The sequence below is a fragment of the Planotetraspora kaengkrachanensis genome (assembly GCF_016862895.1).
Classification (GTDB): Bacteria; Actinomycetota; Actinomycetes; order Streptosporangiales; family Streptosporangiaceae; genus Planotetraspora; species Planotetraspora kaengkrachanensis.
In genome coordinates, this window is sequence record NZ_BONV01000054.1 from 50,237 (window position 1) to 58,280 (window position 8,044).

Annotated in this window: 6 protein-coding genes, 1 tRNA gene and 1 pseudogene; 6 read left to right on the top strand and 2 right to left on the bottom strand. The window is 67.7% G+C overall.

Going from position 1 to position 8,044, the window contains the following annotated elements:
* Nucleotides 1–110: 110 nt before the first annotated feature.
* From tmk to Pka01_RS38135, 5 genes are all read left to right on the top strand, one after another.
* Nucleotides 111–2,168: a dTMP kinase gene (gene tmk, locus Pka01_RS38115; RefSeq protein ID WP_203887867.1), complete on the top strand. Its 2,058-nt coding sequence runs from the start codon at nt 111–113 to the stop codon at nt 2,166–2,168.
* A gap of 587 nt (nt 2,169–2,755) precedes the next feature.
* Nucleotides 2,756–3,940, top strand: coding sequence for a DNA polymerase III subunit delta' (locus Pka01_RS38120; protein ID WP_203887868.1), 1,185 nt, complete (start codon nt 2,756–2,758; stop codon nt 3,938–3,940).
* 186 nt (nt 3,941–4,126) lie between these two features.
* Nucleotides 4,127–4,954 carry a PSP1 domain-containing protein gene (locus Pka01_RS38125; protein WP_203887877.1) on the top strand — a complete coding sequence of 276 codons (828 nt, stop codon included), beginning with the start codon at nt 4,127–4,129 and terminating at the stop codon, nt 4,952–4,954.
* Entirely contained in the window at nt 4,951–6,495 is a 1,545-nt protein-coding gene (locus Pka01_RS38130; protein WP_203887869.1) for an alpha/beta hydrolase, read from the top strand. The genes Pka01_RS38125 and Pka01_RS38130 overlap by 4 nt, the downstream gene beginning before the upstream one ends.
* An 86-nt stretch (nt 6,496–6,581) precedes the next feature.
* Nucleotides 6,582–6,658: transfer RNA gene (locus Pka01_RS38135), tRNA-Thr, on the top strand.
* A 67-nt stretch (nt 6,659–6,725) separates the two neighbouring features.
* On the opposite strand, the gene Pka01_RS38140 is transcribed toward Pka01_RS38135, so the two are convergent.
* The gene (locus tag Pka01_RS38140; RefSeq protein ID WP_239116140.1) at nt 6,726–6,896 is read right to left on the bottom strand and encodes a site-specific integrase; all 171 of its coding nucleotides are present in this window, start codon (nt 6,894–6,896) and stop codon (nt 6,726–6,728) included.
* Nucleotides 6,897–7,029: 133 nt separating this feature from the next.
* A pseudogene (locus Pka01_RS41470) lies at nt 7,030–7,551 on the bottom strand (replication initiator); the annotation flags it as partial.
* 43 nt (nt 7,552–7,594) lie between these two features.
* On the opposite strand from Pka01_RS41470, the gene Pka01_RS38145 reads away from it, so the two are divergent.
* Nucleotides 7,595–7,915 carry a hypothetical protein gene (locus tag Pka01_RS38145; RefSeq protein ID WP_203887870.1) on the top strand — a complete coding sequence of 107 codons (321 nt, stop codon included), beginning with the start codon at nt 7,595–7,597 and terminating at the stop codon, nt 7,913–7,915.
* The last annotated feature ends 129 nt before the right edge of the window (nt 7,916–8,044 follow it).

The window sequence follows — 8,044 nt, forward strand, 5'->3', positions numbered from 1 at the left end:
CAGTGCGGGACACGGCGGGACGTAATACCCTCAGGCGACGAGCAGGCGGGGTCCTGTCCGGCCCGCTCGTCCCCCATACAGCCCAGCGAGCACCTGGATACGCTGACATCATGAGCACCCCTGGTCGGGCAGCCCAGCGACGTAAGACGTCGCATGTTCTGGCGATAGCGCCGTTCCGCAGGATCTGGACGGCGATGGGGGTGTGCAGCCTCGGCGACTGGCTCAACATCATCGCGCTGACGGCTCTCGCGGGTAACCTCACCCAAGGCTCGGGCTTCCAGGCGCAGAGCCTGGCCGTCGGAGGCGTCTTCGTCGCCAAGATGCTGCCCGCGATCCTGCTCGGGCCGATCGCCGGGACGGTGGCCGACCGCTTCGACCGTCGCCTGACGATGGTCGTGGCCGACGTCGTCAGATTCGCCGTGGTGTTGTCGATTCCGCTGGTCGGCAGCTACCAGTGGGTGCTCATCGCCGCGTTCCTGGTGGAATGCGTCAACCTCTTCTGGGTGCCGGCGAAGGACGCGACCGTCCCCAACCTGGTGCCCAAGGAGAAGCTGGAGGAGGCCAACCAGTTCAACCTCCTGGTCACCTACGGCACCGCCCCCGTCGCCGCCGCCCTGTTCGCCGTCGTGTCCGCGCTGACGAGCATGGTGACGACCGCCTTCCCCGCATCCGGAGTGCAGCCGACCGACCTGACGCTCGGCATCAACGCCGTCGCCTACCTGGCCTCGGCCGTCCTGATCTTCACGTTGCGGAGCATCCCCAAGGACCACACCCGCCAGGCCTCCACCGCCTCCGTCCTCGGGCAGATCGTGGACGGCTGGCGCTTCGTCGGCGGCAACCGGGTCGTCAAGGGCCTGATCATCGGAATGCTCGGCGCGTTCGCCGCCGGTGGCGCGGTCGTCGGCGTCGGAAAGGCGTATGTCAGCGCCCTGCACGGGGGCGACGCGGGATACGGCGCGGTCTTCTGCGCGGTGTTCCTCGGCATGGGCCTCGGGATGTTCTTCGGTCTGCGCCTGCTCGGCGGGCTCTCCCGGCGCCGCATGTTCGGGCTGTCCATCATCGTGGCCGGGCTGACTCTCGCGGCCATCGCGTTGATCCACGACCTCGTGATCGTCGTCATGCTGACCGTGCTCCTCGGAGCCTGCGCCGGCATCGCCTGGATCATCGGCTACACGATGATCGGGCTGGAGGTCGAGGACGCGCTGCGTGGCCGTACCTTCTCCTTCCTGCAGTCGATGGCGCGCGTCGTGCTGCTGGTGGTCGTGGCCGTGGCCTCGGGTCTGGCCGCCGTCTTCGGCCTGCACGTCCTCACCATCGGCGGGATCAGCTACCAGTTCGACGGCTCCAACGTGGTGCTCCTGATCGCCGCCCTGCTGGCCGTGATCGTGGGACTGCTCGCGTTCAGGCACATGGACGACCGCCGGGGGATCCCGATCGGCGTCGACCTCATGGCGGCGCTGAAGGGCGAGAAGTTCGTTCCGGAAACCGAGGAGCAGCCCCGCGGGTTCTTCGTAGCGTTCGAAGGCGGCGAGGGCTCGGGCAAGACCACCCAGTCGCGCCTGCTCGCCATCTGGCTGCGTGACCAGGGCTTCGACGTCGTCCAGACCCGGGAGCCCGGCTCGACCAAGGTCGGCATGCGGCTTCGGGCCATCCTGCTCGACGCGACCCACCAGGGCCTGTCCGCCCGCTCGGAGACCCTGCTGTACGCCGCCGACCGGGCCGAGCACGTCGAGAAGGTCATCCGCCCCGCTCTTCAGCGGGGATCCACCGTCGTGACGGACCGCTATGTCGACTCGTCCCTGGCCTACCAGGGGGCCGGGCGGGCTCTCGACCCCGAGGAGGTCGCCCAGATCAACTCGTGGGCGACTGGCGGGTTGGTGCCCGACCTGACCGTCCTGATCGATGTGCCTCCGTCGGTCGGGCTGCGCCGGATGGCCTCTCCCGCCGACCGGATCGAGGCCGAGCCCCTGGAGTTCCACGAGCGGGTCCGGCGGGAGTTCCGGGCGCTGGCCGCCGCGGCCCCCGACCGGTATCTCGTGGTCGACGGAACGCTCGCGCAGGCCGAGGTGTCCCGCGTCATCCAGGATCGGGTCAGGGAGATCCTCCCCGACCCCGTCCCCCACGAGGCCGAAGCCGCCACCGGCACCATCCCCGCCATCCGCGACTGACCCCCCGCCCGCCCCCTCGCCGTGATCATGCACAGGTTCGTGGCTGTGCCGTCGGACCAGCCCCGACGCTTGGCGTGATCATGCACAGGTTCGTGGGCATGCCGTCGGACCAGCACCGACGCTTGGCGTGATCATGCACAGGTTCGTGGGCATGCCGTCGGACCAGCACCGACGTTTCGCGTGATCATGCACGGGTTCGGCGATGTGGGCGCTGGTCTGGCCGAACGCGAAGCGTGATCATGCACGAATTCTCGGTTGCACCGCTTGACGTGCGATTTCTTAGCCCGTGATCTGGCAACAGGCCTGACGCGGGCGATGCATGGTCACGAACGGTATTCGTGCAGCTGGGCCACTTCTCGCCGAAGCTATGCATGATCACGAGATGTGTTCGCCCAGCTCGGCGGTGGTTGCCTCGAATCCGTGCATGATCACGGCCTGGGTTTTGGCAGGTCGGCCGGCCTTTTTCCGAGTCTGTGCATGATCACACCTGAGGGGTGAGCAGGTCATGACGCGTATCCACGAACCTGTGCATGATCACGCGGGGAAGGGTGGGGGCTTGGGCAAGATCATGAGGGTAGGTTGATGGGGTGAGTGTCTTCGGCGATCTGGTGGGGCAGGAGCGGGCTGTCTCCGTGCTCCAGAAGGCGGCAGCGGCCGCTGCCGACGCCCTCGCCGGAGGACGCGGTGCAGGCATGACGCACGCCTGGTTGTTCACCGGGCCACCCGGATCGGGGCGTTCCAACGCCGCCCGAGCCTTCGCCGCCGCGCTTCTGTGCCCGGATCAGGGCTGTGGACACTGCGACGCCTGCCACCAGGTCGACATCGGCTCCCATCCCGACGTGACCTGGGTCCGGCCCGAGGGGCTCTCCTACAGTGCGAAGCAGACGCGCGACCTCGTGCTCAAGGGCGCCGGGGCGCCGACGCTCGGCCGCTGGCGAATCGTGCTCTTCGAGGACGCCGACCGGGCGACGGAGGCCGCGGCCAACGCGTTGCTGAAGGCCATCGAGGAGCCGCCGCCGAGGACGGTCTGGCTGCTGTGCGCCCCCTCGCCCGATGACATGATCATCACGATCCGGTCCCGGTGCCGCGTGGTGACTCTGCGCACTCCCTCGACAGAGGCCGTCGCCCACGTGCTGATGACCAGGGACGAGGTCCCTCCCGACACCGCGCTGTTCGCCGCCCGGGCGGCGCAGGGGCACATCGGTCGGGCGCGGCGGCTGGCGCTCGACGACGAGGTACGGCGGCGCAGGGCCGATGTGCTCTCGATCCCCCAGTCGTTGTCCGGCGTGGGGGACTGCATCACCGCGGCGGAGCGGCTGGTGAAGACTTCGACCGCGGACGCGGATGCGGCCACGACGGCTCTGAACGAGGCCGAGACGACCGAACTGCGCAAGGTGTACGGCGAGGGCTCGTCCGGCAAGGGGCTCAACAAGGGGCTGGTCCGCGGAGGCGCCGGGGCGCTGAAAGAGCTCGAGACCATGCAGAAGTCGCGGGCCACCCGGATCAAGCGTGACTCGCTGGATCTCGCCCTGCTCGACCTCGTGGCCTTCTATCGCGATGTGCTGGCCGTTCAGTTCGGGGCGCAGGTCGAGTTGGCCAACGAGGACCGGCGGCACGAGGTGGAGACGCTGGCGCGCAAGTCCTCGCCCGTCGACACGCTTCGCCGTACGGATGCGATCATGTTGTGCCGCGAGCGACTGGCCGCCAACGTGAACCCTCAGATCGCCGTGGAGGCCATGGCCCTGGCGCTTCGCGACCCCTATCTGGTCTGACTCGCTTCTCGTCTGCCGCGGGCGAAATCGCAGCCTCTGGCCATCTGGACTGCCCGAAATAGGAGCTTTCGGCATGATGATTCCGGCAGGAGTCGACCGGAGGCCCTGACCGATTGTGGTGGGCGCCACGTATGGTGGGGGGCACGGCGAAAGCCGTACGAGATCGAGGAGGGCCGGCTCTTGGGCATGATCATGGCCGTGAGCTTCACCCGTTACGGTCGGCTCTACTATCTCGACCCCGGTGGCCACAGTCCCAAGGTGGGCGACAAGGTGCTGGTGCCGACCGACACCGGTCCCGAGGTGGCCGAGTGCGTGTGGGCGCCGCAATACGTGAGCGAGGACGTCGACGGCCTTCCGGTCTGCCAGGGAATCGCCGCCACCGAGCATCTGAGCCGCGACGAGGGGAACCGCCGCCGTCGCGCCGAGGCACGAAGCGTCTCCAAGCGACTGATCAAGCGGCACGAGCTCCCGATGAAGGTGGTCGGCGTCGACTATCTGGACGCCGACAACGTCTACACCGTCTACTTCTCCGCGCCGCACCGGGTCGACTTCCGGGCGCTCGTCCGTGATCTCGCCAGGAACCTGCGCGCCCGGGTGGAGTTACGCCAGATCGGCCCGCGCGATGAGGCGAGGCTCCAGGGCGGCATCGGCCCGTGCGGCCGCGATCTGTGTTGTGCGACCTTCCTGAAGGACTTCGAGCCCGTATCGGTCCGCATGGCCAAAGATCAGGATCTTCCCGTCAATCCGCTCAGAATCGCGGGAGCATGCGGTCGTCTGATGTGCTGTCTGAAGTACGAGCACCCGCTCTACCAGGAATTCAGGGCATCTGCACCACGTACCGGGCTCGCTGTGGACACGCCGGAAGGCCCGGGAACCGTCGTCGGGCACAACGTTCCGTCAGACTCGGTGATCGTACGGCTGAACGACGGGGGTCGGCGCTGTGCCTGTTCCAAGGCGAGTGTCTGCGCTCCGCGTAAGGCGTATGACTCGGCCTACGGGACGGATGAGGCGTGACCAACCGACTTTTGGCCGCTGGCACAGCGGCCCTGCTGATCGCTGCGCTCGTGGGCGCGTGCTCGACGAGCCAGGAATCTCCGGCGAAGACCGGGACCGACGCCAGGAAGGCGCCGACCGCGGCGCTGCAGTCCTTCTACAGCCAGACGCCCGACTGGGCAGGCTGCGGTGAGGGCTTCGAGTGCGCGAAGGTCAAGGTCCCCCTCGACTACGCGAAGCCGTCGGGGGAGCAGATCGAGATCAGCGCGATCCGGCTGCCCGCCACGGGTGAGCGCATGGGATCGCTGTTCATCAACCCCGGCGGGCCGGGTGCGTCGGGAATCCAGTACGCCCGGGCGGCTCCGTTCCTGTTCAGCGACGACCTGCGCGCCCGGTTCGACATCGTCGGCTTCGACCCGCGCGGCGTGGGGGAGTCGGCCCCCGTCACGTGCATGACGAGCCACCAACTGGACGCCTACGTGGGTCTGGACGGAAGTCCGGACACGCCGGCCGAGATCGCGGCTCAGGAGAACGGCTCGAAGTCCTTCGCCGCCGCCTGCCAGGCGAAATCGGGCAGCCTGCTCCCGTTCGTCGGTACGGCCAACGCGGCCAGGGACATGGACGTGCTGCGCGGGGTCGTCGGCGACTCCGGACTGACGTATCTCGGCAAGTCCTACGGCACCTACCTCGGCGCGCTGTACGCGGATCTGTTCCCGAAGAGGGTGCGCGCCCTCGTCCTGGACGGCGCCGTCGACCCGGCGGTCTCCTCGTTCTCGGCCAACAAGGTCCAGGCCCAGGGGTTCGAGGTGGCGCTGAAGGCCTTCACCGAGGACTGCCTGCGGGCCAGCGGGTGCCCCTTCACCAGCCGTACGGTCGACGGTGCGATGGCGGAGGTCTCAGGCCTGCTTCAGAAGGCGGACGAGCACCCGTTGCGCAACGACCTCGGGGACGGCCGCGTGATCGGCGAGGCCTGGACGGTGCTCGGCATCGTCACCCCGCTGTACGACCACCAGCAGTGGCCGAGGCTGCGGGCGGCCCTCGGTCAGGCCTTCAAGGGGGACGGTTCCGATCTCCTCCGCATGGCGGACATCCTGGTGGACAGGCGGCCGGATGGCGTCTACTCCAACCAGACCGAGTCGAACATGGCGATCAACTGCGTGGATCATCCGTACCCGAAGGGCACGGCCACCTATGAGAAGGCCGCCGTCGACGCGGCCAAGGCGGCCCCGCACTTCGGGTCCTTCGTGATGTGGGGGTCGTTCCCCTGCTCGTTCTGGCCGGTGAAGGCGGCGGGTGGCGACGCCGCGGACAGCGTCAAGCCACTCAAGGCCGAGGGGGCTCCGCCCATCCTCGTCGTGGGCACTGTCCGTGATCCCGCCACGCCGTACGAATGGGCGAAGGGGCTGGCCTCGGAGCTGTCCTCGGGTGTCCTGCTGGGCTACGACGGTGACGGGCACACCGCCTATCGGACGGGCTCTGCCTGCGTGGACACCGCTGTCGACGACTATCTGATCGCGCTGCGCGTGCCCAAGAATGACATGGTCTGCCCGGAGGCCGGATAGCTCGAAAACCATCGGACGGCGGGGGCGATCAGGGTGCGCGAGAACCCCCGCCGAACCTGTAGACTTGCCGTGCCGTTCTGCGGCGCGCCGCCTTAGCTCAGTCGGCCAGAGCACTTCACTCGTAATGAAGGGGTCAAGGGTTCGATTCCCTTAGGCGGCTCCAGTTCAGAGGCCCTCATGATGATCATGGGGGCCTCTTGGGTGTCTATCTGAGTGACTACCCTTTTCGATCATGATTTGAAGATGCGGTCCATGACGACGGCGCCACCCTGGAGCACGGGCCGGATCTGCTTGCGGTAGACCAACTCGGTGACGGCGGTGCTGCTGTGGCCGGCCAGCCGGGAGATCTCTTCCAGAGGGATGCCGTTGTCGGAGAGCAGGGACACGAAGCTGTGTCGCAACTCGCGAGGCGACCAGTCGGCAGGGTTGAGCCCGGCGCTCTTGAGTAGGCGCGGCTCTTGGTGGAGAAGTGGCCCGGAAGCCGAGCATGTGCGCCCAGGGTCGTAGTCGCAGGGTGCTGAACTCCGGTCGTGCGCCGAGGTCCCAGCAGGTGCGGATCATGCGTCGGGCATGATCGGTGACGGGGAGTGCGTCCAGGAGCAGTCCGGGTTTGAGGCCGGTGCCGTGGCAGCGTTCGCAGGGGGCCAGGACGTTCACTCGGCCCAGTCCGCCGCAGGACGAGCAGGACAGCCGGTGATCTACGGTGCCGGAGGCTTCCGCGCCCTTGGTGGCGTACTTGGCGATGTAGCCCGCGACCGCGCGTTCGCTCAGCCCTTCAGCCTTGGGGTCGAGCAGGACGGGACGGATGTCGAGCTGGTCACCCCATCGCAGTACCCGGCGACCGAGATCGCTGACCGGCGACTTCACCGACACCCGTTTGGCGGCGGGAGGGATCGCACGGACCAGCAGGTCATGATCGGCCCAGTCGGGAGGCGGCTCGTGCGCCCCCTCGGGACCGTCCAGGCGGATGATCGCGTGAAAGTGGGCCAGGCCGCGCCGCTGATACTCGGCGACCTTGGCAAACCCCTCACGCGCGTAGGTTCGACGCGTGACCAACTGAGTGAATTGCGGCAGCGCTGCTTTGTGTATCGTGCACGCTGTGACTGCCGGACAGCACCCGCACCTGGTGGATGTGTTTCCCGACCTCGCGCTGCTGCGAGTCCAGAACGAGAACGACCCCCTGGCGGACGCGGTGGAAGACCTGCTGTTCTACGGCGTGTGCACCTGTAGCGCCACATGCACCAACCTCTTGACCGCTCCACCGGGTTCGTCGAGTTCCTGGATGGTGGAGTCGGAACGCGACGGCGAGTCCGTCATCTGGCTGAGCTTGAACCCGACCGCGACGGCCATCACCCACATCGAGGTACTCGACGGACGTGACCTTGGCCCAGCGAGTCGCAGAGGGGATGTCTCTGCGTGACGAACTGCGTGACAACGCCAACGGACGACGCTGGACAGTGGCGGAAGACGATGGACGCTCAACGCAGGTTGGCAACGTAGCCGGGCAGTTCCGGCGTCCCTGTTCCCCGATAAGGAAGAGGTTCCTAGG